Below are 23,083 nucleotides of genomic sequence, written 5' to 3'. Positions count from 1 at the left end.
AATTTAAAAAAAAAAGACCTATTCTAATGGAATAAGCCTTTACATTTAATATTTTTTTATGATTTAAAATAAGGTTTTAAACTTTTTCCAGTTAATATATATCAAAAATATGTTTAAAATTAAAACTAAAGCTCCTGGGCCAATTGTTGAAATATCTAAAGCTAAATGAAACAAAATAATGTTAATTGAAATTGGTGCTAGCCATACTAATGCTAAGCCTTTCCATTTGTTAATTAATAAAAGAAACCCAATAATTACTTCTGACAAGCCAATTAATGGCATCATATATCCTGTTTGAATAAGTGCATCCATAAAACTTCCAATAGGCGGTTCTTCCATAGGAATAAATCCTAAAAATTTATTACTTCCAAAAATTAAAAGTATTAATGCCAAAACAATTTGTGCTCCAATTGTAATTATAGATTTCATAATATTAGATTTAGTTATTAGTTAATGGATGAGTCGTTAAGATAGCGAATATATTACGGGTGTAACACAGGTTACAAAAATGTTGTAAGTTTTTATGTCACTTTGTCGTCTATTAAAACGGTATAAAAGTTGTTATACTGTTAATATTAAAATTTATAAAATGACAGAATTATTATCAAAAGAAACTTTTTTTGAAAAGGTTTTTAATTTCGAAAAGAATAAAGAGTGGAAATTTGAAGGTGAGTTGCCTTGTATTATAGACTTTTACGCAGATTGGTGTGGACCTTGCAAAGCAATTGCTCCTGTTTTGGAAGAACTAAGTAATGAATATGAAGGAAAAGTAAATATTTTTAAAGTTGATACTGAAGTTGAACAGGAATTGTCAGCAGCATTTGGTATTAGAAGTATTCCTTCAATGTTATTTGTTCCTAAAGATGGAGAACCACAAATGGCTCAGGGAGCTTTGCCAAAACATCAGTTAGAGAAAATAATGAACGAGGTTTTACTAGTATCCAAATAAACTAGAATAAATACACAAATTAAAAAAGCCACACATTGTGTGGCTTTTTATATATATAACTATTGGTTAAAAATTAAACCAATCCATTTTCTATTAAATATTCACCAATTTGAATAGTGTTTGTTGCAGCCCCTTTACGCAAGTTGTCAGCCACAATCCACATATTTAAAGTGTTTGGTTGTGATTCGTCACGTCTTAAGCGTCCAACAAAAACTTCATCTTTGTTATGAGCGTGAATTGGCATAGGGTATACATTGTTATCTAAATCATCAGATACTATTACACCTGGCATATCAGTTAATAGCTGACGAACTTCAGCTAAATCAAAATCATTTTCAAATTGCACGTTTACTGCTTCTGAATGTCCACCAGCAGTTGGAATACGAACTGCAGTTGCAGTTACAGAAAAAGAATCGTCACCTAATATTTTTTTAGGTTCTTTAACCAATTTCATTTCTTCTTTCGTGTATCCATTCTCTAAGAAAACATCACAATGTGGAATTGCATTTCTGTAAATTGGATAATTGTAAGCCATTTCACCTTCAATCCCTTTTTCTTCATTGTCTAATTGAGCTACAGCTTGTACACCAGTTCCGGAAACAGATTGGTAAGTAGAAACCACTAAGCGTTTCATTTTATATTTATCGTGCAAAGGAGCCAAAGCCAATACCATTTGAATTGTTGAGCAGTTTGGGTTTGCAATAATTTTATCTTCTTTAGTTAAAACGTTACCGTTTATTTCAGGTACTACCAATTTTTTTGAAGGATCCATTCTCCAAGCCGATGAGTTGTCTACAACTGTACACCCAACTTCGGCAAATTTTGGAGCCCATTCTTCTGAAGTACTTCCTCCAGCAGAAAATAAAGCGATGTCTGGTTTTGCATCCACAGCATCTTGTAAACCTATAACGGTATAAGTTTCACCTTTATATTCCATTTGTTTACCCTTAGATCTTTCTGAGGCAACCAATAATAATTCAGTAATTGGAAAATTTCTTTCCGCTAAAACTTGTAACATAACGTTACCTACCATACCGGTAGCGCCTACAACAGCTACTTTCATCTTTGTTTTTGTTTAAATTTTTAATAACCCTGCAAATTTTTGTAAAAAAACTGAACTAACCAATAGAAGTTAGGGAAAATAACAAATAAATATTTTTTTGTTAAAAAGTCAATATGGTCTTTTAAGTTGGTTAAAATTAATTAGATAGGTTTTTATATGATTATTAATAATACAATAGGTAATATTTGAGTGTATTTTATCTAATTGAATGGATTCCTTAGTTGAAAAGTAAATAGTTATAAAAAAAACGTAATTTTGCAAAAAATCAAAAATAATGACTACTACAGGAAAAATAGAGTTAATGGCTCCTGCCGGAAATTTTGAATCGTTGCAAGCTGCATTAGATAATGGAGCAGATTCAATATATTTTGGTGTTGAGCAATTAAATATGAGAGCAAGAGCATCTATCAATTTTACGCTAGATGATTTACAAGAAATTTCCGACCGTTGCAAAGCTAAAAACGTAAGAACATATCTTACCCTTAATACAATCGTATACGATCACGATTTAACCATAGTTAAAACGTTAATTCAAAGAGCAAAAGATGCAGATATTACGGCTGTAATTGCTATGGATCAAGCTGTAATTGCTACAGCTAAAGAAATTGGAATGGAAATTCATATTTCAACTCAAATTAATATTACCAATTTCGAAACAGCTAAGTTTTACGCCATGTTTGCAGATACTATGGTGTTAAGTAGAGAGTTGAGTTTACGTCAGGTAAAGAAAATTACTGAGCAAATTGTAAAAGATGATGTTCGCGGGCCTTCAGGAAATTTAGTTGAAATTGAAATATTTGGACATGGTGCTTTGTGTATGGCGGTTTCTGGTAAATGTTATATGAGTTTACACAATCATAATTCTTCAGCTAATAGAGGTGCTTGTAAGCAAAATTGCAGAAAAAAATATACAGTTATCGATCAGGAAACTGGTGTTGAAATGGAATTGGATAACGAGTATATTATGTCACCAAAAGATTTATGTACAATAGATTTTTTAAATGAAATTGTTGATGCAGGTGTAAAGGTGTTAAAGATTGAAGGAAGAGGAAGAGCGCCAGAGTATGTTGCTAAAGTAATAAAATGCTACCGCGATGCTATAGATAGTATTGATGAAGGAACGTATAGCAAAGAAAAGGTAATAACTTGGATGAAAGAACTTGAAACTGTTTATAACAGAGGTTTTTGGAGCGGTTATTACTTAGGTCAAAAATTAGGCGAATGGAGTAACGGATCTGGAAGTCATGCAACACAAAAGAAAGTGTATTTAGGAAAAGGAATGCACTACTTTCCAAAAGCAAATATTGGAGAGTTTAAAATTGAAGCATACGATATTGCTGTTGGTGACAATATACTTATTACGGGTCCAACAACTGGAGCTAAAGAAATGGAAGTGAAAGAGATGTTTGTGAATGACGAAAAAGGGCAAAGAGGTAGTAAAGGAGATTCAGTTACTATTCCATTAGAATTTAGAATTAGACCTTCCGATAAATTATATAAAATTGTTGAAAACAAAGTAGAAGTTTAAATGGTAATTATTACATTGCAAAGAGCCAAATGTATTGGCTGCAATTACTGTGTTGAATTAGCTCCTGCTCAGTTTCAAATGTCTAAAAAAGACGGTAAATCGGTATTATTGCATTCAAAAGAAAAAAAAGGTTTTTTTACTATAAAATCACCCGATGAAACCATTTTTAACGACAGTATTAAAGCAAAAGAAGCTTGCCCGGTAAAAATTATTGATGTAAAACAGACTTAAAATTCATTTTTTAACGTTTTACTGTTAGTAATTTAAATTATATCTTTACAAATTAGTGAAGACTTTAAAATTGTATTGCAATTTTAACTAAACTTATAAATATACAAAATATATGAGCTGTAATAGTTGCTCTTCAGATATAAATAGCGTTCCAAAAGGTTGTAAAAGTAACGGAAGTTGTAATACAGGTAGTTGTGATAAACTAACTGTGTTTGATTGGCTTTCAAATATGTCGCTTCCTTCTGGTCATAAACCAATTAATATTTTTGAGGTTCGTTTTAAAAATGGAAGAAAGCATTTCTATAGAAATCAAGATAATTTACAAATATCAATAGGCGATATAATTGCCGTTGAAGGAAATCCAGGACATGATATTGGAACCGTATCCTTAGCAGGGGAACTTGTAAAAGTTCAAATGAAAAAGAAAAGAGTTGCAATGGATAGTGAAGATATTAAAAAAATATATCGAAAAGCTACTCAAAGAGATATAGATATTTGGCATGCAGCTAGAGCAAAAGAGTATGATACCCAATACAAAGGACGTGAAATTTTAGGTCGATTAGGGCTGAAAATGAAGCTTTCAGACGTTGAATATCAGGGAGATGGAAATAAAGCTACTTTTTATTATACCGCAGACGATCGTGTTGATTTTAGACAATTAATTAGAGATTTAGCTAGTGCATTTAGTATTAGAATAGAAATGAAGCAGGTAGGCCTGCGACAGGAAGCCGCAAGGCTTGGAGGCGTTGGGTCATGTGGTAGAGAGTTGTGTTGTTCTACTTGGTTAACAGATTTACGTAAAGTAAATACTACCGCCGCTAGGTACCAACAACTTTCTTTAAACCCGCAAAAACTGGCAGGACAATGTGGAAAATTAAAATGTTGTTTAAATTATGAGCTAGATACTTATTTAGATGCAATTAAAGAGTTTCCAAAACAAGATGTTGTATTAAAAACGGAAAAGGGAGATGCTACATTTGTAAAAATGGACATTTTTAAAGGATTGTTGTGGTATACTTATAGAGAAAATAGAAGTAAGTGGTATAAGTTAACTCTTGAACAAGTTCAAGAAATTATAACATTAAATAAAAATCAGGAAAAAATTGCATCATTAGAAGAATGGGAAGCCGATTTAATTGAAGAAACAAAAGCTGATTTTGAAAATGTGGTTGGACAAGATAGTTTAACTCGTTTTGATGTTCCTAAAAGAACAAATAAACGAAGAAACAAAAACAAAAACAGAAATAAGAAAGCTGGCGGTCAACAAACCCAAAATAAAAATCAAAGTAGAAAACCTCAAGGTGCGGGGCAAAAAAGGAGAAATCCAAATGCAAAACCACTAGGAGTAAATCCAAATAAGCCTAACCCAAACAATAAATCTGGTTCAGCAACTGCAAAACAAGGAGCTAAACCAAATAGGCCAAAGAAAGCCAATGCCAATCAAGCAAATAATAATCCTAAAGGAGCTAAAACTCAGGTAGGAAAAAACCCTAAAGCAACCAATCCGCAAGGAGGAAACAATGCAAACAGAAATAAAAAAAGAAGACCACCAAGAAAAAGTGCAAACAACAATAAAAAAGAGGAATAGTTTTATAACCGTTGTATTTTCGTTATTTCTAATGTCATGTAACTTGGCAGAATTTGATAGTTATAAATCAATTGAAAATCACCAATGGAATTCTGAAAATAAAATTGAGTTTATTGTGAGCAACAATGATACTATTTCCCAAAAAAATGTGTTTATACATATTAGAAGCAATAAAGACTATGAGTTTAGTTCTTTATTTTTAATTGCAAAAATTGAATTTCCACATGGTTTTTCAGTAGTTGATACGCTTGAATATGAAATGACAGATGTTCATGGAAAGTGGTTAGGAACTGGTTTTACAGAATTAAAAGAAAACAAGCTTTTTTATAAAGAAAATGTGGTGTTTTCAGAAAAAGGAGATTACAAATTTAATATTCAACATGCTACAAGAGCAATTAGCGATATTGAAGGAAAAAATCCATTAAAAGGAATTACAGACGTTGGTTTAAGTATTGAAAAAGTAAAATAATGACAAAAAAAGAAACAGTTAACACTAATTTTTCCAAGTATATTAAATGGTTTTGGATTACCATCTTAGGAGGAACTTCAGCAATAATACTTCTGTTTTTACTAGCTTCTTGGGGCTTTTTAGGACCGCTTCCAAGTTTTGAAGAATTAGAAAATCCAGAAAATAATTTGGCAACTGAAGTAATTTCATATGACGGAAAAACTTTGGGTAAATATTTTAAAGAAAACAGAACACCTGTAAAATACAAAGACCTTCCAAAAAATTTAATAAAGGCATTAGTAGCAACTGAAGACGAACGTTTTTACGAACACTCTGGAATAGATTTTAAAGCAACTGCTCGTGCCATTGTAAAAATGGGTAAAGGCGGGGGTGGAAGTACAATAACTCAACAATTAGCCAAATTATTATTTCATGGTGAAGGCTCAAAAAATATTGTTGAAAGGGTACTCCAGAAAGTAAAGGAATATGTAATTGCAATTCAATTAGAACGTCAATATACCAAGCAAGAAATTTTAACGATGTATTTAAATAAATACGATTTTTTAAATTTAGCTGTAGGAATTAGATCAGCTTCTCGTATTTATTTTGGAAAAGAACCAATTGATTTAACTGTTTCAGAATCTGCTATGTTAGTAGGAATGCTTAAAAATGCATCCTATTTTAACCCTTTAAGAAGGGCCGAATTGGTTAAAAATAGACGAAATGTTGTCTTAAGCCAAATGTACAGAAATGACTTTATTTCGGAAAAATTAAAAGATTCACTACAACAAAAGGGATTAGAATTAAACATAAACAGAGAGGGTCATAGCGATGGTTATGCCACGTATTTTAGAGAATATTTGCGTGATTTTATGAAAACTTGGATTAAGAATAATCCAAAACCTGACGGAGAATTATACAATTTACATAGAGACGGCTTAAAAATATATGTGACTTTAGACTCGCGTATGCAAAAATATGCCGAAGAGTCAATGCAAGAACATATGGCAAATTTACAGCGTGTATTTTTTAAGGAACAAAAAAACAATAGAACCGCTCCATTTTACGACTTAGAACCTAGTCAAGTTAAAGTTACAATGGACCAGGCTATGAAACGCTCAAATAGATGGAAACGTTTAAAAAAGCAAGGTGTTTCTGAAAAAGAAATTAGGGCCTCTTTTAAGAAAGAAACAGATATGAGAGTGTTTTCTTGGAAAGGCGATATTGATACAATAATGACTCCATTTGACTCTATTAAATATTATAAACATTTTCTTCGGTCAGGATTATTGTCTATTGAACCACAATCAGGACATGTAAAAGCTTGGGTTGGAGGCATAAACTACAATCACTTTCAATACGATGCTGTAAAGCAACAAAAACGTCAGGTTGGCTCTACCTTTAAGCCATTTGTATATGCAACTGCCATAAACCAACTTAATTTATCTCCGTGTGATAAATATCCAAATACGTTGTATACAATTCCAAAAGAAAAGTATGGAATGCCTGAAGATTGGACACCAAAAAATTCGGATGAAAAGTATGGTGGAGAATTAACTCTAAAAGCAGCTTTAGCAGGTTCTGTAAACGTAATTACAGCTAATTTAATTGATATGGTGCACCCTAAAAATGTAGCTAGTTTAGCAAAACGAGCAGGGATTGAAACTGAAATACCAGAAGTGCCGGCAATTGCTTTAGGATCTGTTGATTTATCATTATATGAAATGGTTGGAGCGTATTCTACATTTGCAAACAAAGGTTTGCAAGTTGAACCAATGATGATTTTAAAAATTGAGGATAAAAATGGAACCGTTTTAGAGCAATTTACTCCAAATTCTAAAGAGGTTTTAAGTGAAGAATCAGCTTATGTAATTGTTAATTTATTAGAAGGTGTAACCGAAGGAGGTTCTGGAATTCGTTTACGAACTTCTTGGGGAAATTATCCCGATAACGTTGTAACCGGTTATCCATATAAATTTACAAATCCAATTGCAGGAAAAACAGGAACTACGCAAAACCAATCAGATGGTTGGTTTATGGGAATTGTACCAAATTTAGCAACTGGAGTTTGGGTTGGTGGTGAAGATAGAGCAACGCATTTTGCAGGTATTACAAAAGGACAAGGAGCTACAATGGCTTTACCAATTTGGGCATTGTATTATAAGAAATTATACGCCGACCCAAAATTGAACATTAGCAAAGATGAATTTGAAAAGCCTGAAAATTTATCCATAGAAATTGATTGTAATAAGGTAAAAGAAGAAGATATTTTAAATGAAACTTTAGAAGAAGAACCAGAATTTTAATAATGAATCAAAAACCTAATTGGAAACCCTCAAAAGAAATAATTGAAGAGAGCAACATTTACAAAATGATGCAACAATTTGGTTTTGAAAATTATCCCGATTTTTGGAAATGGTCAGTTGATAATAAAGAAGAATTTTGGTTACAGACAGTTAAAAATTTAGGAATTCCTTTCTATAAAAAATATGTGCAATTTTTAGATACCTCAAATGGTATTGAAAATGCGGAATGGTTAAAAGGTGCTGAATTTAACATTATAGATGCGTGTTTTCAAAATAAAGACGATGCTATTGCTGTAGTTTTTCAAGAAGAAGGAAAAAAACTTCAAAAAGTAACTCAAATAGAGCTGCAAAATTTAGTAAATAAAATTGCAAACTCACTTGTAGAAAATGGTTTAAAAGTTGGTGATGCAATTGCTATTGATATGCCAATGACATTGGAAGCTGTTGCTATTTATTTAGCAGGAATTAAAGCAGGAATGCCAATAGTTACTGTTGCAGATAGTTTTACTCCAAATGAAATTGAAGTTAGGTTAAACATTGCTAAACCAAAAGTAATTTTCACTCAAGATGTTATAAAACGAGGTAAAAAGAACCTTGAGTTATACAATAAAGTTGTTGAGGCAAATGCACCAAAGGCAATTGTAATTAAAACTAAAGAAGAACCTATTGAATTACGAAAAAATGATGTTTTTTGGAACGATTTTCTTTCTGAAAATGCATCCTTTAAATCAATTATACAAAAACCGGAAGATGTAGTAACCATTTTATTTTCATCCGGAACAACTGGTGAGCCAAAGGCAATTCCTTGGACCCATTTAACACCAATTAAAAGTGCTAGTGATGGTTATTATCATCAAAATATACAAAAAAATGATGTGGTTTGTTGGCCAACAAATTTAGGATGGATGATGGGACCTTGGTTAGTTTTTGCTTCATTAATAAATAAAGCAGCCATTGGATTATTTTATGGTATGCCAATAACCGAAGGATTTGGAAAATTTGTTCAGGATGCTAAGGTTACTATGTTAGGTGTAATTCCAAGTATTGTTAAATACTGGAAAACTTCAAAATGTATGGAGCAATACAATTGGAATTCAATTAAATGTTTTAGCTCAACAGGCGAAGTTTCTAATCCAAACGAAATGGAATATTTAATGCAATTGGCAAATAACAAACCTGTAATTGAATATTGTGGAGGTACAGAAATAGGAGGAGGTTATATTACAAGTACAATTGTACAAGAAAATATAGCTAGTACATTTTCTAGTCAAGCATTAGGTGGAGAATTTGTGTTATTAAATGAAGAGAACGAGGTAAGTACCAAAGGAGAAGTTTTTATGATTCCTCCCATTTTAGGTTTATCGAATAAATTAATAAATAGAGATCATTTTAAGGTGTATTATGAAGGTACTCCTTTCTACAAAGGTAAATTGTTACGCAGACACGGAGATCAAATGCAACTATTGGAAAATGGTTTTTATAAAGCTCAAGGGAGAGTTGATGATGCTATGAATTTGGGAGGAATTAAAGTAAGCTCTATTCAAATTGAATCGGTGATAAATAAACTAGATTTTGTAAAAGAATCTGCGGCAATTGCAGTTTCTCCAAAAAATGGTGGTCCAAGTGAATTAGTTGTTTATTATGTAGAGATTGCTTCAGAAAAAACTTCAAAAGAAAAATTTGTTGAGGCTAAAAATTGTATTAAAAAGCAATTGAATCCGTTATTTAAATTAACAGATTTAATAAAAATTGATATATTACCAAGAACGGCATCAAATAAAGTGATGCGAAGAAAATTAAGAGATTTATACGAGAGAAAATGAAAATAGTATCATATAACGTTAACGGAATACGCGCTGCGTTAAAAAAAGGTTTTATAGATTGGTTGGAAGCTTCAAATCCAGATGTGATTTGTATTCAGGAAACAAAAGCACATAAAGAACAATTAGATGTTGAATTGTTTGAACAAGCTGGATATAACTATCATTACTGGTTTTCAGCACAAAAAAAAGGATATAGTAGTGTGGCGATTTTATCTAAACACGAGCCAAAACATGTTGAGTATGGAACCGGTATAGAATCTATGGATTTTGAAGGAAGAAACCTTCGTTTAGATTTTGATGATTTTTCTGTAATGAGTTTGTATCTACCATCTGGCACGAATGATGCTCGTTTAGATTTTAAGCTAAATTATATGGACGAATTTCAGGAGTATGTAAATGATTTAAAGAAGGATATTCCAAATTTAATAATTTGTGGAGATTATAATATTTGTCACGAAGAAATTGATATTCATAATCCAAAAATGAAAGGTGTTTCAGGATTTTTACCGGTGGAAAGAGAATGGATTGGAAGTTTTATTGATAGTGGTTTTATTGATTCGTTTCGTTATTTAAATAAAGAACCAAACCATTACAGTTGGTGGAGTTACCGTGCAAATGCTAGAAACAATAATAAAGGTTGGAGAATTGATTATAATATGGTAAGCGAACCTATGAAAGATAGAATTAAAAGAGCTTACATTTTGCCAGAGGCAAAACATTCAGATCATTGTCCAATAGTAGTTGAAATAGAATAAACTAAAATTTAAAAAATTATAGTATGTTAAAAAAAATAGCAGTTTTAATAATAATAGCATTCACTTTAAATTCTTGCGTTTCAAAAAAAGTATACCAAGAATTAGAATCTAAGTTTAATAAATTAAGAAGTTCTAATTTAGAATTAATAAAAGAAAAAGATAATTTATTAACTATAAAAAACGAATTAGAAGCAGACATAAAGACTTTAAAATCGGAGTTGACCGAGCTTAAAGCAAAAAAAGAAATTTTAGATAATGAATATGTAGCTCTTCAAAATAAATACAAAAATTTGGAAGATTCGTACGGAGTATTATCAACACAAAGCTCTAAAGAATTGGCAGAACAATCACGTAAGAATCAAGAATTATTGGTTCAACTTGAAGAGAAAGAAAGAAAATTGTTAGAAGAAAGTATACGACTTGAAGAATTAAATAGAGAGTTAAGTTTACGATCCGAAGAAGTTGATGAATTACAAAATTTAATAAAAGCCAAAGAAGCTCAAATGCAAAAATTAAAAAATGCAATCTCTAGTGCATTACATAATTTTGAAGGAAATGGTTTAACAGTAGTTCATAAAAACGGAAAAATTTATGTTTCTATGGAAAATAAATTATTATTTAACTCAGGAAGCTGGGCTGTAGGAAGTGAAGGTAAAAAAGCTGTTGAACAATTGGCAGGAGTTTTATCAGAAAACACAGATATTAATGTATTAATTGAAGGGCATACCGATAATGTTCCTTATAAGGGGACAACTTTAATTGACAACTGGGATTTATCAGTAAAAAGAGCAACAGCAATTGTCAGAATTTTAAAAGATAAAGGTGTAAACCCAACACAAATAACGGCAGCTGGACGAAGTGAATATATACCTGTAGATTCTAACAAAACAACAGAAGGAAAAGCAAAAAATAGAAGAATTGAAATTATTTTAGCCCCTAATTTAGATGAAATATCTAAACTTTTAAAAGAATAATACTGGATGAGGAAGTTTTTAATAATTATAGTTGTTTTATCTTTTAGAATTGGATATTCTCAAATAGAAACCGATACCATTAACTTCGAAAAAGTTGATGATACAAAGCAATTACTATCGGGAAATGACTCGCTTTTGGTGAAAAATACCGATTCTGTTTCAGCTTTTAAAGAACATTTTGAAGCTACCTTAATTGATAGTTTATGGTTAAATGAGTTGATAAAATCACCATTGTATGATACCATTCAATATGTTTTAAGAGATGATGAAATACTAATAACAGAATTAGAAGAATTACCAACAGAATTATTAAAAAAACGTTTAAAAGAATTAGATAGTAGAACTCCATTTCATATTGAATACAATCCGCAACTTGAACAAATAATAAAAACATATTTAAAAAGAAGAAAGTCGTCATTTTCTAATTTAATGGAAAAAGCCCGATTTTATTTTCCTTTGTTTGAAGAAAACTTAGATAAGTATGATGTTCCATTAGAGGTTAAATATTTGGCAATTGTGGAGTCGGCTTTAAAACCTAGAGCACGTTCTAGAGTTGGAGCAACAGGTTTATGGCAGTTTATGTATCAAACAGGAAAGCAGTTCGATTTAAAAGTAAGTTCTTATGTGGATGAGCGTTCGGACCCATATAAGGCTACAGAAGCGGCTTGTAAATATTTAGCTAGTTTGTATAAAATATTTGGAGACTGGGATTTGGCATTGGCAGCATATAATTCTGGGCCCGGTAATGTAAGTAAAGCAATTAGAAGATCTGGAGGAAGTAGAAATTATTGGAATATTAGACATAATTTGCCGCGAGAAACAGCGGGTTATGTGCCAGCTTTTTATGCTACACTCTATATTTTTGAATATGCCAACGAACATAAAATTAAAGCAAGAGAAAATGCGTTAGCTTATTTTGAAACAGATACCATTCAAATAAAAAAACAGCTAACATTTGAGCAAATTTACGAAACAATTAATGTAGATATTGAGGTGCTTCAATTTTTAAATCCTCAATATAAATTAGATATTATTCCTTATATTAAAGGAAGAAATTATACACTTACTTTGCCTGTAAAAGATATTGGTAAATTTTTAAGTAATGAAAAAGAGATTTACGCTTTTGCTGAAGCTGAAGAAGCAAAACGTGAAAAACCATTACCAAAATATATCGATGAAAATGCAAGAACAGTTTATAGAGTTGTTAGTGGAGATTTTTTAGGTAAAATAGCAAATAAATTTAGAGTTTCGGTTAGCAATATAAAGCGTTGGAATAATTTAAGAAGCACTCGATTAAAAATTGGTCAACGATTAACTATTTACCCTAAAAATATGGGTAATGTAGTAACAACTAAACCAACTAGCAAACCTAGTAATAAACCATTACCAACAGGCGATTATGACACTTATACAGTAAAGTCTGGAGATTCACTATGGTTAATAGCTCAAAAATATCCCAATGTTTCTGTTCAAAATATTAAAGATTGGAATAATATTTGGAGTGTTAAGAGTCTAAAACCAGGAACTAAATTGAAAATATTTAAAATTTAATATGAAAAAAATAGCTGTATTACTCGTAGCAATTGCACTTTTTATTTCTTGTGGAGACTCAAGTAATAATAAAAAAGTATATAAAGAAGCTAATGGAAGAATAAATACCTTACTTGTGGTTATGAAAAATAGCGAATGGCAAGGAGAACTTGGTGATGTTTTGCGAAAAATTATTGCAGAACCAGTATTAGGATTACCTCAACCTGAAGCTCAATTTGAAGTAACACAAGTTCCACCAGATAATTTTGGTAGCATGTTTAGAGCTACAAGAAGTATTTTAAATGTTGGAATTGGTAAAGAAAACTCTTACAATGTTGCTACAAATGTATACGCAGCACCTCAAAAGATTATTACAATTATTGGAAAAACTAAAGAAGAACTTATTGCTCAAATTCAAGAGAATAGTAAAAAGATAGTTTCAACTTTTAAAGAAGCAGATATTAAAACTGTTCAAAACAAAACATTGAAAAAATATTGGGATCCAACTAAAATTGAAACATTTAATAAACTTGGATACTCGCTCAAAATTCCAAAAACTTATAGAATTGTTGAAGATAACGGAGAATTTGTTTGGTATCGCTATCATTTAAATGGCGATAATAGCATGGAATTAATTTCGTATACTGTGCCAATTACTTCTGAAGATGATGAAAACGGAAATAATATTGTAGCAATAAGAGATGCAATGGGTAAAAAGTATATTCCGGGTGAATTAGAAGGCTCTTATTTAATGACAGAAGAAGCATATTCACCTCATGTATTTGAAGTGGAATTAGATGGTAAAAAAGCTTTTGAAACGCGTGGTAAGTGGGAAGTTAAAAATGTTTTTATGGCTGGTCCATTTTTAAGTTATACCGTTGTTGATAAAGCTAATAATAGACTTGTAATTGTTGAAGGATTGACCTATGCTCCATCAATTAATAAAAGAGATTATATGTTTGAATTGGAAGCAATTTTAAAGACACTTAAAATAGATTAATATTATAATAAGATTTAAATTTTTATAATATTTAAAAAATCTTGCCTTCTATTTCTAGATACAGGTAGCTTGTAGTTGTTGGTTAAAATTACATAACCCTCATTTAAGTATTTTTCTATATGACTCATATTTATTAGGTGAGATTTGTGTATTTGATAAAACTCTTTACCAACAAGAAGTTGAATAAAATGTCCAATACTATGAGAACTTAATATTGATTTTCTATTATTAAAATGGATGGTAGTATAACCACTCGTTCCTTCGCAACAAATAATATCTGATATTTCTACAAACTCAAGGCCTTCCTGACAAGGAATTACAATTTTCTTTTTTTGAAAAGTTCTTACTCCTAAATTTTCAATTAATAGCTTGTTTTTTTCTAAAGCAGTTTTATCTTCAATATTTTTAATGGCGTTTTTAACTGCGGTAGTTAAATCTTCATTATCAATAGGTTTTACTAAATAACCAATAGCGCAATGGTTTATTGCTTTAATGGCGAAGTTGTCGAAAGCTGTTGCAAAAATAATTTCAAAATTTGGTTTTTCAATTTTTTCAAGTAAATCAAAACCATTCATTTCGGGCATTGCAATGTCTAGAAATATTAATTGAGGTTTTAAATCTTTAATAAGAGTAATACCAATATTCGGATCCTGAGTTTCAGCAATTATTTCTAGATTAGGACAAAATCTTTCTATTTTATTTTTAAGAATTGCAATTGCTTTTGGCTCATCATCAATAATAATAGTTTTTATTTTCATTTTAATTTACTTTATTGAATGTTAAGGTAACCTTAGTGCCGTTTGTATTTTCAATTAATAATCTATCAATTATTTCATAATTAACATTCCAATTATTGCTTTCATTTAATAAAAACAAACGTTCTTCAATAACTGTTGAAGAATGTTTGTTTTTTGCTAAAGATTTGTTTTTTGCTAAAGATTTGTTAATACCTATTCCGTTATCAATTACTTGAACCTTAAAACCGGTATTGCCAATATTTTTAAATAAAATACAAACTTTCCCTTTTCCTTTTTTATGAAATAATCCGTGATTAATGGCATTTTCAACTAAAGGTTGTAATATCATACTTGGAATTTCATTTTCTTCGATATCTAGTGATTTTTCCACTTCAATTGAATAATCTAATTTTTCTTCAAATCGTAATTTTTCAATTTGCAAATAGTTTTCAAGAAGTAAAATTTCTTCTTTAATTGTGAGGTGTTGTTTGTTTGAGTAATCAAAAAATAAACGCATTAGTTTAGAAAACTTAGTTAAATAATATTCAGAAGTTTCAACATCGTTTCGTTGCACATAATATTGTATAGCATTTAGCGAATTATGAATAAAATGAGGATTCATTTGCCCTCTTAAAGCTTTCAATTCTAATTCATGCAAATGTTTTTGATTTTCTAACGCGGCTTCTAAGTTTTCCTTTATAAGATTATTTTTTTTAGACATAAATAAACCAAATAATACTACAACAGAAATTATTACAATAATCGCTATAAAAATCATTGCAAAGAGCATTATGTTTATATTATTTTCTATTTGTAACATAAAAAAGCTTTTATAAAACAACCATACATTAGGATGTTTAATATGGTAATTCCAAAATCTACATAAAGTGAATTAAAATTACTGAGATTTAGTAAAATTAAAACTGGTAAATAGCCAATATTAAATATTAATAACCCAGTTGTTATCCAAAATTGTGGATTATTGGTAAAACTAACTACTTCTCTTTTTTTTAGTAAATGAGTGTAAAAACTCATAGTGAGTATTAAAATTACTATGGTGCTTCCAAAAATATTTATTTTTAAATAGGAATTAAAAAAATCTTCTATTATTAAGCTAATAATTATATTAATAATATAAATAATTCCTAAAAAAGTAATTGTTTTTTTGTTATCCAATATTTTATAAAACCAATAAATTAAAAAGGAATAACTAACAATATCAAAAATATTATAATTTACAAATGTTGAAATTTTGAAATAATAGTTTTGAATAAATGCAACTAATTCATGTATTACTATGAAAACCAAATAGTATAAAAAATATTTTTCTGAAGACTTTAATAGTTGTTTTCTGTTAAATGTTGCAACTAAAGTTGTTATTCCTATTAAAGTATAAGATACGATTTGTAAATACAATTTATTTATTATTTAATTCAAGTTTAGGAGGATTACCGCTTGTTCCAACCTTATCTGCGTCAAGGATAGACCCAATTATACTTAATTTTTCATATAAAATTGGAAATGGTGAAGGCAATGAATCATGTATTCCAATAGTATTATAATAAATTGATGTATATGGTACTTTATCCTCGCCCATCTTACCTCCTAAATGAAATCGTATACCTAAGTTTTTATAATTTTCTTTTTTAGCAATTCCCTCAGCATAATTTATATAATTTTTTAGTTCTTCAATTGAAACGGAAAACTCAGTAAAATCCATTTTAGAGGTGTTATAGTTATCGTTTAAACCTTTATTAATAAACTTATATTGATTATTTATATATAAAGCTTTCATTTCATAGGCTTCGGTTTTACTAATTAAATTTTTTGGTTTTTCGTATTTTTGTTTCGAAAAATCACAAGAACTTAAAGTAATTAATAGCACTAAAATAGTTAGTATTGTATTGTAGTTTGTTTTCATACTTATTTAATTTTTTTAAATATAGTTAAATTTTATTTACTCATTTTAGTTGTTTAAAACACTATTTTTATAGGATTTTTCCACTCATTGGTATTCTTATTTTTTCTAAATTCTAATGTTTTAATGTATGTATCATTAGGATATTCTTTTCCACTACCTGAAATATCTTTTTGACTAGGTTTATGGAATGGAGATTTCGTTTTTTTATATTCTACGTCTACTTCGGCTTTAAATTCGCTTAACATTCTAATCTCTTTAATAGCAATTGCATTAAATTGAAGGGTACTAATATTTACAGCTCCATCTTTAATTGTTTCTAAAATATAGGGTTTAGCTTTTTTTGTGAGTACCACTTTAAAAGGTCGATTTGAAGTTTCAGGATTTGGTATATCTTTTCGCAATAAGGCCTCTATATAACCTTCATTATATAGTCGACTATAATACCCTTCAGATTTGTTTAAATCTTCTTTAGATTTTATAAAATATGTTGACATTCTATTTTTAAAGACAATAGGTTGATCTATTTCTTGTTGTTTTAAGAGTTTAAGAACAATATCTTTAGATAAGTTCTTTGTATCCTTTGAGCAAGAAACAGATGTAATTGTTAGTATAACTATTGTTAGTGTTTTTATAAATATTTTCATAATTTTAGTTTTGGGTAATTTATTATTAATGATCGTCTCTAATTTCAAAGTTGCCATTATAACTTCCAGAAATTGTTACTCCGTTTAAATCAATAAATGAATAATTACAATCAACTGTGCCCGTTCTAGCTGCTAAATCAACTGAAAAAGAATTGATGTTTAAGCTATTATTTGCTAACATATTTATATCAAACACAGTTGCATTTGTGTCGTCAATTTCCCCATATTGCACATTTCCAAGAGTGTAAGTATTTGTAAAATTACTAATGTTAGTTATTGCCAAAGAGTCATCATCTAATGTAAAAGTTGAATTGGAAATTATGGTGTTTGTTATGTCTTGTTCTGTACTTACAGGAGTTTGACCTAAACTAACAAAAATTGCAACAGCATGTTTTGTGGAAACTGGAACTGTGTTTCCATTGTGTTCAACCATTGGCTCATCTAAAAACGCAAAAGCAAAACCGTTTGTGTATGTTGGTCCATTGTCAAGTAGTAAATACCCATTCGATGTGCTATAATCTGTAGAATTAATTTCAAATTTATTTTCTTCGTTTAAAGTGTTTATATCATCTTTATCATTTCCACAACCAAAGATTATGATTCCAAGAAGTAATATTGCAAGTATTTTAGTAAATTTTTTCATAGTATTAGATTTTGGAAATAAGCAAAGACAATTAACAGTTGTCTTTGCTTATTTTAAGTTATTAATTAAGACTATTTAGGACAAACTACTTTCATTTCCGTACGTCTGTTTATTTGATGATCTGCCTCAGAACATTCAACATTATCTGCACATTTATTTAATAACATAGTTTCTCCATATCCTTTTCCTGTAAGTCTAGATCTAGAAATACCTTGAGACACTAAATAATCAACAGCAGCATTTGCTCTATTTTGAGATAATGTTTGGTTATAACTATTAGTTGCTCTAGAATCTGTATGAGATGAAACTTCAACATTAACTTGAGGATTATCTAACATAAATTGTACAAGTCTATTTAATTCTGGTTTGGCATCATTTCTAATGGTATATTTATCAACATCGTAATGAATGTTTTTTAAAGCGATTGCTTTTCCACAATCTGCTTCTTCCATACATACTTCTAATTGTACAAATAAAGTTGTATTTCGATCAAAACTATTGGTTGAAATAGTTTCTGTTTGAGAAAAGAAATTAGCTTTTTTTCCATAAATTGTAAATTCAGACTTTTGTTTTAAATGAAAAATAAATGCTCCTTTTGTATCAGTCAATGTGTTTTTTTGTAAAGCATTAGCAACATCTTTTAGTATTACAGAAACATTTTGAAGTGGAGTAATAGTGTTACATTCTACAGCGTTTCCTTTTAAAATAAAATTAGAATCTGTATATAAAATTTCTTTTTGTAATGTTTCATTTGGTTTGAATTCATTTTCGCTTGCTGAATTACCTTGTAAGGCAACAGTATACAATTGACCATTAATTACATAATTATCCGCATTAATATTATTAAAAACTACTACACCATAACTATTTGTAGTTCCGGTTTGTACTACATTTCCTTTAGTATCTTTAACAACAACATCGGTATTTGGCAATACTTCACTTGTAAATTTATCTTTAGCTGTTACTGCTAATGAGTACGTATCACAAGCTTTGCAATTATCTTTTTTTGAAGGGAATTTAAATGTTAAGCCAGCAAACACTCCAACAGATGAAATTGTGTTTTTTTCAACCTCGTCTATTACAATTAGACCGCTTTGATCTAACACATTCTGCCCGTCTATAGATGTGAATGGTTGGTAACCAGATGTAATTCCCATACTTTTATCTAATTGTTCAGTAACATTAAAATGTCTTAAATAGTAGGCTCCGGCCTGTACACCGATAGTTTCTTTAAAAAAGTAAGTAAAACGTACTTGGGCTTTTGAAGAAAAAACATTTTTTGCGTTGTAACCAGTATGAAAATTAAGTAAATCGTTTGTTGCCGCATCGGTTAATATGGTTCTTCCTCCTTTTATAGATGCTAACCCTGCTCTAAGATTAAGTTCGCCAACAAAATTTCCTTGTTGGTTTTCGTGTTTAAAACTAGGACCAATTCCGTAAAATATACGCGTAATTTTATCTTCATTTAAATTAAATGTTGTTATTGGTCCTAATCTACCTATTACATTTGTTGTAGGGTATGTATTTTCAGGTTTGTTTTTTATGTAGTCAAAGTCAGCTCCAATTCCAAACCATTTCCAGTAATAATCTAATGATATTCCAGCTTCTAATCCACCTTTATAATCTATATAAGGCGTGTTATTGTTATAAGTTGGAAAATCGTAGCCTATACGTGGACTAATTTGAAAATAATTGTGTTTATCGTGTTCGCTTTGTGCATTACTATTTGTTAATGTTAAAAATGTTATTACCAACAAAAAGGTTTTAAATAGTGTTTTCATAATTTTATTTTTTGTTTATAGTAGTAGATAAATTTGGGTGTTGTTTTGTTACCCTATTTTAGTATTTAATTATTGGAATTGAAGGTCGTCTGTTTAATCTAAATCTAAAACTAGCATTGTAATCAAAGACATCTGTTACATAACACACACTGCAATCTTCAAAATGAACTATGGCAGTTATAGAGAATTCAAATGTACCATTGCAATTGACTCCTACAGGAAACTTAAAAGTTCTATTATCTTGTGTAACAGTTGTAGGAGGACCTATAAATTCTACTTTATTTATGGCGTTATAGGTACCAGAACTTCCACTTTGACTTAACATAGAAAGAGCTCCGCCAATAGGGCTTGTATTTGTTGTATAAAATGAACCCATTACATTTGGAGAACAGCTATTGCAACTAAATGAATAACGTCTTCCTCTCCAATAAAATACACGGTCTTCACAGGTTTTAAATTGCCTTATATCAGTTAATAAATATTCTATTTTTGTAACTTTTTGACCTGAAGTTGTTAAAGAAGTAGTAATTTCACCTTGATTATTCATTCCAGTAATAGAAAAGTTAAAAGGTGTAGAAACATCGGTTAAACACCCACTTTCAGCTCCGTTTAAACAATCTTTTAATGTAAGAGCACATTCATCTGTAAGTATTTCTTTTCCGAAATTGTAACTAGATTTGTTTGTAGATTTAAAAGATCTGTTAATTGATTTATTATTTAGAATTTCAGGGTTTTGTTTTGTAGCTTTTATAAGTTCTAAAGCATTTAATTTTTCACTGTCGGTTTTAGCAACAAGGTAATTTTGAATTAAAGATTGATTAGAAGTTAATATTGGGCTTATTGCTTTTCTTCCTTTAGTATAAACAGTAATTTCGGCAGAATTACAAACTTTAACTTCTTCATTTTTAGATAATAAATTAGTGTTAAACACAACTTCATATTCTATAACTGTAATATCACAAGGTTTCAAGTACAGCCTATTTATTGTAAAATTACCACCCGATATTGAATGTGGAGTAAAAGTATTTGTAGGTGAACATTGCATGTTATTAGAAGTACATTTTCTAAAGCTTCCAATACTAACAACATTTACAGAATGAGGAACATTTAAAACATCATTTATATCTGCAAAAACGGGAATACTTCCTAAATTAGCTAGTACAATTCTATAGGTTGCAGTTTTTGTTTTTTTATCGCAATCTTCATCTGTTTGTTCTAAGGTTTTAGAACCAATAATTAAATTATCTACATTAACAACAGTATTTACGGGGTTAGAAACGGCAGTTCCAGGATTACCAGTTGAAGTATCTTTATAATTAACAATAAATTGATTGCTATAAGTTCCATTAGGAGTATTATTTTCAATTCTTGCTTTTACTTTTATTACATAATGTGTTACACCATCACACGTGAATTCATTTAAAGTATGATTTTTTAATTTTACTACTAGTTTATTGGTATTATTTGAATATCCTTTTGTAATTCCTCTTGTTATATCTTTATAGGTTGAGACGTCACAATTATCTTGATGATCACCAGTTTTTTTCGCATAAACTCTTACATCATTATTAATATTCTGTATTTTAAAATAGGAAGGTAGAACATCCTCAACAGATACATCAATCCCTTCTGCGGTTCCATAATTGTAAAAATGCAAGGCATATTCAACAATATCTCCAGGTACATTGCTATTTATTGAAAAAGGACCACAACTATTATTAGGCTTATTACATATAAATTTTGAGGTATGTACAGCAACTTCATTTGGTACAGTTACTAAAGGCGGAGCACATTCATTTCTAGATAAATTAAAAGCTGTATTTCTAGTATTGTCGTATCCATAAACATTTAAGTCTGCACAATTATTAATAACCAAATTAGGCGTGTTTGTGTTTACCTCAAAAGGGATTTCAATAGTTATACTTTGTCCAGGTGAAATAAGTGTATTTGACTGAACAGTTAAGTTATTACCTACTAAATTAGAAGTTGCACCACCGTTAATTATTACGGAGTTGTGAATATCAAGATCTGAAGGAATTACATCATTTAAAGTAACATTTTTGTAAAATAAACTGTTCGTACAATTTTCAATGTTAATAATATATTTTCCTGTACAACCTTTCATTGTAAGGTTTAAATTGTTTCTATCTAATTTAAGTACTTTACTAAAGCAAATACTATCTTTTAATGGTAGTGGTATATCAGGGTTTTGATTTATACAAGCAACATTTTTAATTGTAGATGTTGCTTGTTTTTTAATTTTGTTTCCACATTTATCTGTACCATCAAAATTGGCTTGGTTTTCTAATTCAAAAAGATGATTTACACAAGAGCAATCTTCTATTTTAATTTTAACTTGAAATAAGATGCTAGTATTAGTGCTAGCAGAATTAAATAGGTTCCATTTAACTAATAAATTATTTCCATTTATACTAGTGTTATTTGTAACAGGTTGTTCAGTTAAAGGGTTTGTGCTTTCATCAGAAATATATACAACATTAATATTATTTGTTGGCATTGTACTTAAATCTAAGCAGGTGGGTATTGTAAAAGTATCAGAAAATGTTTGTGGTGAGTTAAAATCTAGCATATTAAAATTACCAGTTTTAGAGGATAATCTAATATCGTAAACTAGTTCACCATTTAAATAATTTCTAAATGTTTTTTGAAGTGTATATGGATTACCATTATTAATGGAAACTGTTGAAACATCCGAAGAAACATATTTTCCATTTTTTAAGTGTAAATCAGCAGTGTTTTTATAGTCTTTTTTACCACAGGCATTTTCATTAAGCTTAACTTTTAGTTTAAAACTGAATGTATTTAACCCTATTGCTTGTCCGTTACAATTATTAAAAGTTAGTTTAAAAGTATTTGTAGGGATATTATAAGTATCTACAATACCACCACAGAACGTATTTTGAAGGTATTGCATTGTAGCATTTAATTCAATACCAATATAGGTTATATCGCTACCTAAAACATCTTCAATATTATTTAAATCATTTAAATTTTGAATATTATTTAAAGTAATGGTATAATAAAATTCTTCACCAATAAAAGGATTATTATTTGATGCTGTTTTTGTTATTGTTTGTGCATTTGCTACTTGATAAAAAGTAAACAAAAGCATTATATATGTGAATATATTTTTCATAATAT

At 29.6% G+C, this 23,083-nt stretch carries 20 protein-coding genes; 11 read left to right on the top strand and 9 right to left on the bottom strand.

Going from position 1 to position 23,083, the window contains the following annotated elements; genetic code table 11:
* Window positions 1-63: 63 nt before the first annotated feature.
* Window positions 64-429 (bottom strand): DoxX protein, encoded by a 366-nt coding sequence (locus tag Q0776_RS02685; RefSeq protein WP_298364778.1) that lies wholly within the window; start codon window positions 427-429, stop codon window positions 64-66.
* Between the two features lie 160 nt (window positions 430-589).
* Here Q0776_RS02685 and trxA point away from each other — a divergent pair, with 160 nt between their 5' ends.
* Window positions 590-949, top strand: coding sequence for a thioredoxin (gene trxA / locus Q0776_RS02680; RefSeq protein WP_298364774.1), 360 nt, complete (start codon window positions 590-592; stop codon window positions 947-949).
* Between the two features lie 73 nt (window positions 950-1,022).
* On the opposite strand, the gene Q0776_RS02675 is transcribed toward trxA, so the two are convergent.
* Complete coding sequence (locus Q0776_RS02675) at window positions 1,023-2,012, bottom strand: aspartate-semialdehyde dehydrogenase (protein ID WP_298364767.1); 990 nt, start codon at window positions 2,010-2,012, stop codon at window positions 1,023-1,025.
* A gap of 274 nt (window positions 2,013-2,286) precedes the next feature.
* Here Q0776_RS02675 and Q0776_RS02670 point away from each other — a divergent pair, with 274 nt between their 5' ends.
* The 10 genes from Q0776_RS02670 (at window position 2,287) to Q0776_RS02625 (ending at window position 14,195) form a co-directional block, all read left to right on the top strand.
* Entirely contained in the window at window positions 2,287-3,540 is a 1,254-nt protein-coding gene (locus tag Q0776_RS02670) for a peptidase U32 family protein (protein ID WP_298364757.1), read from the top strand.
* Complete coding sequence (locus Q0776_RS02665; RefSeq protein ID WP_090223513.1) at window positions 3,541-3,771, top strand: ferredoxin; 231 nt, start codon at window positions 3,541-3,543, stop codon at window positions 3,769-3,771.
* 112 nt (window positions 3,772-3,883) lie between these two features.
* Entirely contained in the window at window positions 3,884-5,359 is a 1,476-nt protein-coding gene (gene ricT, locus Q0776_RS02660; RefSeq protein ID WP_298364741.1) for a regulatory iron-sulfur-containing complex subunit RicT, read from the top strand.
* A complete protein-coding gene (locus Q0776_RS02655) occupies window positions 5,292-5,828 on the top strand; it encodes a gliding motility lipoprotein GldH (protein ID WP_298364738.1) in 537 nt (178 codons plus the stop codon). Before ricT ends, Q0776_RS02655 begins: the two co-directional genes overlap by 68 nt.
* Window positions 5,828-8,113 (top strand): transglycosylase domain-containing protein, encoded by a 2,286-nt coding sequence (locus tag Q0776_RS02650; protein ID WP_298364735.1) that lies wholly within the window; start codon window positions 5,828-5,830, stop codon window positions 8,111-8,113. The genes Q0776_RS02655 and Q0776_RS02650 overlap by 1 nt, the downstream gene beginning before the upstream one ends.
* 2 nt (window positions 8,114-8,115) lie before the next feature.
* Window positions 8,116-9,936: an AMP-binding protein gene (locus Q0776_RS02645; protein ID WP_298364731.1), complete on the top strand. Its 1,821-nt coding sequence runs from the start codon at window positions 8,116-8,118 to the stop codon at window positions 9,934-9,936.
* On the top strand, window positions 9,933-10,691 hold the full coding sequence (locus Q0776_RS02640) for an exodeoxyribonuclease III (RefSeq protein ID WP_298364724.1): 759 nt from the start codon (window positions 9,933-9,935) through the stop codon (window positions 10,689-10,691). The genes Q0776_RS02645 and Q0776_RS02640 overlap by 4 nt, the downstream gene beginning before the upstream one ends.
* A 23-nt stretch (window positions 10,692-10,714) precedes the next feature.
* Window positions 10,715-11,665, top strand: coding sequence for an OmpA family protein (locus tag Q0776_RS02635; protein WP_298364703.1), 951 nt, complete (start codon window positions 10,715-10,717; stop codon window positions 11,663-11,665).
* A 6-nt stretch (window positions 11,666-11,671) separates the two neighbouring features.
* The gene (locus tag Q0776_RS02630; RefSeq protein ID WP_298364700.1) at window positions 11,672-13,216 is read left to right on the top strand and encodes a lytic transglycosylase domain-containing protein; all 1,545 of its coding nucleotides are present in this window, start codon (window positions 11,672-11,674) and stop codon (window positions 13,214-13,216) included.
* Window position 13,217: 1 nt separating this feature from the next.
* Window positions 13,218-14,195 carry a DUF4837 family protein gene (locus Q0776_RS02625; protein WP_298364697.1) on the top strand — a complete coding sequence of 326 codons (978 nt, stop codon included), beginning with the start codon at window positions 13,218-13,220 and terminating at the stop codon, window positions 14,193-14,195.
* Window positions 14,196-14,209: 14 nt separating this feature from the next.
* On the opposite strand, the gene Q0776_RS02620 is transcribed toward Q0776_RS02625, so the two are convergent.
* From Q0776_RS02620 to Q0776_RS02590, 7 genes are all read right to left on the bottom strand, one after another.
* Entirely contained in the window at window positions 14,210-14,953 is a 744-nt protein-coding gene (locus Q0776_RS02620) for a LytTR family DNA-binding domain-containing protein (RefSeq protein WP_298364690.1), read from the bottom strand.
* A 1-nt stretch (window position 14,954) separates the two neighbouring features.
* Window positions 14,955-15,752 (bottom strand): histidine kinase, encoded by a 798-nt coding sequence (locus Q0776_RS02615; protein WP_298364688.1) that lies wholly within the window; start codon window positions 15,750-15,752, stop codon window positions 14,955-14,957.
* Between the two features lie 597 nt (window positions 15,753-16,349).
* A complete protein-coding gene (locus tag Q0776_RS02610; RefSeq protein WP_298364684.1) occupies window positions 16,350-16,853 on the bottom strand; it encodes a hypothetical protein in 504 nt (167 codons plus the stop codon).
* 53 nt (window positions 16,854-16,906) lie between these two features.
* Complete coding sequence (locus Q0776_RS02605) at window positions 16,907-17,497, bottom strand: hypothetical protein (protein WP_298364681.1); 591 nt, start codon at window positions 17,495-17,497, stop codon at window positions 16,907-16,909.
* A 25-nt stretch (window positions 17,498-17,522) separates the two neighbouring features.
* The gene (locus tag Q0776_RS02600; protein ID WP_298364679.1) at window positions 17,523-18,140 is read right to left on the bottom strand and encodes a hypothetical protein; all 618 of its coding nucleotides are present in this window, start codon (window positions 18,138-18,140) and stop codon (window positions 17,523-17,525) included.
* A 71-nt stretch (window positions 18,141-18,211) separates the two neighbouring features.
* Window positions 18,212-19,921, bottom strand: a complete 1,710-nt coding sequence (locus Q0776_RS02595) for an OmpA family protein (protein WP_298364676.1) — start codon at window positions 19,919-19,921, stop codon at window positions 18,212-18,214.
* A 58-nt stretch (window positions 19,922-19,979) separates the two neighbouring features.
* Window positions 19,980-23,078 carry a hypothetical protein gene (locus Q0776_RS02590; protein ID WP_298364673.1) on the bottom strand — a complete coding sequence of 1,033 codons (3,099 nt, stop codon included), beginning with the start codon at window positions 23,076-23,078 and terminating at the stop codon, window positions 19,980-19,982.
* Window positions 23,079-23,083: the final 5 nt, after the last annotated feature.

The organism is uncultured Lutibacter sp. (genome assembly GCF_947495725.1).
In the GTDB taxonomy this organism is placed as follows: Bacteria; Bacteroidota; Bacteroidia; order Flavobacteriales; family Flavobacteriaceae; genus Lutibacter.
The sequence above is the reverse complement of the archived record's forward strand: the minus strand, read 5'-3'. Positions and strand labels throughout refer to the sequence as shown.

Excerpts from the sequence above, each read along its gene's own strand:
- Q0776_RS02685 (WP_298364778.1), bottom strand. The coding sequence starts at position 429 with ATGAAATCTATAATTACAATTGGAGCACAAATTGTTTTGGCATTAATA.
- trxA (WP_298364774.1), top strand. The coding sequence starts at position 590 with ATGACAGAATTATTATCAAAAGAAACTTTTTTTGAAAAGGTTTTTAAT.
- Q0776_RS02675 (WP_298364767.1), bottom strand. The coding sequence starts at position 2,012 with ATGAAAGTAGCTGTTGTAGGCGCTACCGGTATGGTAGGTAACGTTATG.
- Q0776_RS02670 (WP_298364757.1), top strand. The coding sequence starts at position 2,287 with ATGACTACTACAGGAAAAATAGAGTTAATGGCTCCTGCCGGAAATTTT.
- Q0776_RS02665 (WP_090223513.1), top strand. The coding sequence starts at position 3,541 with ATGGTAATTATTACATTGCAAAGAGCCAAATGTATTGGCTGCAATTAC.
- ricT (WP_298364741.1), top strand. The coding sequence starts at position 3,884 with ATGAGCTGTAATAGTTGCTCTTCAGATATAAATAGCGTTCCAAAAGGT.
- Q0776_RS02655 (WP_298364738.1), top strand. The coding sequence starts at position 5,292 with ATGCAAACAGAAATAAAAAAAGAAGACCACCAAGAAAAAGTGCAAACA.
- Q0776_RS02650 (WP_298364735.1), top strand. The coding sequence starts at position 5,828 with ATGACAAAAAAAGAAACAGTTAACACTAATTTTTCCAAGTATATTAAA.
- Q0776_RS02645 (WP_298364731.1), top strand. The coding sequence starts at position 8,116 with ATGAATCAAAAACCTAATTGGAAACCCTCAAAAGAAATAATTGAAGAG.
- Q0776_RS02640 (WP_298364724.1), top strand. The coding sequence starts at position 9,933 with ATGAAAATAGTATCATATAACGTTAACGGAATACGCGCTGCGTTAAAA.
- Q0776_RS02635 (WP_298364703.1), top strand. The coding sequence starts at position 10,715 with ATGTTAAAAAAAATAGCAGTTTTAATAATAATAGCATTCACTTTAAAT.
- Q0776_RS02630 (WP_298364700.1), top strand. The coding sequence starts at position 11,672 with ATGAGGAAGTTTTTAATAATTATAGTTGTTTTATCTTTTAGAATTGGA.
- Q0776_RS02625 (WP_298364697.1), top strand. The coding sequence starts at position 13,218 with ATGAAAAAAATAGCTGTATTACTCGTAGCAATTGCACTTTTTATTTCT.
- Q0776_RS02620 (WP_298364690.1), bottom strand. The coding sequence starts at position 14,953 with ATGAAAATAAAAACTATTATTATTGATGATGAGCCAAAAGCAATTGCA.
- Q0776_RS02615 (WP_298364688.1), bottom strand. The coding sequence starts at position 15,752 with ATGTTACAAATAGAAAATAATATAAACATAATGCTCTTTGCAATGATT.
- Q0776_RS02610 (WP_298364684.1), bottom strand. The coding sequence starts at position 16,853 with ATGAAAACAAACTACAATACAATACTAACTATTTTAGTGCTATTAATT.
- Q0776_RS02605 (WP_298364681.1), bottom strand. The coding sequence starts at position 17,497 with ATGAAAATATTTATAAAAACACTAACAATAGTTATACTAACAATTACA.
- Q0776_RS02600 (WP_298364679.1), bottom strand. The coding sequence starts at position 18,140 with ATGAAAAAATTTACTAAAATACTTGCAATATTACTTCTTGGAATCATA.
- Q0776_RS02595 (WP_298364676.1), bottom strand. The coding sequence starts at position 19,921 with ATGAAAACACTATTTAAAACCTTTTTGTTGGTAATAACATTTTTAACA.
- Q0776_RS02590 (WP_298364673.1), bottom strand. The coding sequence starts at position 23,078 with ATGAAAAATATATTCACATATATAATGCTTTTGTTTACTTTTTATCAA.